The organism is Vibrio sp. 10N.222.49.A3, from assembly GCF_041475145.1.
Classification (GTDB): Bacteria; Pseudomonadota; Gammaproteobacteria; order Enterobacterales; family Vibrionaceae; genus Vibrio; species Vibrio tasmaniensis_A.
In genome coordinates this window covers 1-1,281 of sequence record NZ_JBFRVM010000352.1, presented here as the reverse complement: position 1 = coordinate 1,281, position 1,281 = coordinate 1, and the positions used below count along the sequence as shown (strand labels likewise).

Annotated in this window: 1 protein-coding gene; it reads right to left on the bottom strand. The window is 45.9% G+C overall.

The features are described 5' to 3' along the window. A partial coding sequence (locus AB4589_RS25580; RefSeq protein WP_372101974.1) for a hypothetical protein occupies positions 1 to 1,281 on the bottom strand: 1,281 nt, incomplete at both ends.

Sequence of the window (1,281 nt, the reverse complement as noted above, 5' to 3'; positions counted from 1 at the left end):
ACTGAATAATCTCAGTTTGGCTCACCGGAGCATTGCTTGCTGCCGAGCCATCTGTAAGGTTAGATTCTGATAAAGTGACGCTTGGAATGGTATTAATCGTTGGAATATCACCATCGGTGATGGTCAACTTCACGGTAGATGTCACTGGGTCTTTATCAAAGTCACTTGACGTCACCACGATGGTTTTAACGATGTCTTCGTTGTTTGTATGAACTAAATCGCGATTGGGTTCAAAGCGCACTTCACCTTGAAGGGTGATGACTAACGTCCCTTCAGTGAAACCGAAGCGCTGCTCACCAGTATCTGTTTGAACCAATGTTCTAAGTTGCCCGTCATAAACGAACTGGGTAATCGTTGCCCCATCTGCACTTTGCACTGGCATCACATCAACAGTGCCAGTCGTAACAACACCAGCAGCCAAATCAGCCACCGTTGGCTCAGTAATGGTCAACGTTTGGTTTTGCATGCCTTGCACATCATCGCTGACCGTCACTTTCAATGGCGACATCAATGAATCGTCACCATCGCGGTCGACGGCAAATACAGGCAGTTCAAAGCTCAGATCGTTCTTCGCTTGGCCATCAGCATGATCTAACGCTTCAAGTAGAGTAAAGGTGTACTCACCCACAGTGCTAGTAGAGAAACTAATCGTAAAGACAGGAACCTCTGGGTTGGCGCCATCTTTCACAAAGCCAATGTACCCCCCAGTCGTGTTTGGATCGGCTTTAAGCTCAACGACCAACCCATTAGATTTAAGTGTGTCGTTGGTATTAAATAAGCTTGGATCAATGCGGAAGCTGGTGACATTATCGCTTTGATTGGTGAACTGAATAATCTCAGTTTGGCTCACCGGAGTATTGCTTGCTGCCGAGCCATCTGTAAGGTTAGATTCTGATAAAGTGACGCTTGGAATGGTATTAATCGTTGGAATATCACCATCGGTGATGGTCAACTTCACAGTAGATGTCACCGGATCTTTATCAAAATCACTTGACGTCACTACGATTGTTTTAACGATGTCTTCGTTGTTTGTATGAACTAAATCGCGATTGGGTTCAAAACGCACTTCACCTTGCAGGGTGATGACTAACGTCCCTTCAGTGAAACCAAACCGCTGCTCTCCGGTATCTGTTTGAACCAATGTTCTAAGTTGTCCGTCATAAACGAACTGAGTGATTGTTGCTCCATCTGCACTTTGCACTGGCATCACATCGACAGTGCCTGTCGTAACAACACCGGCAGCTAAATCTGCAACCGTTGGTTCCGTAATGCTCAGCGTTT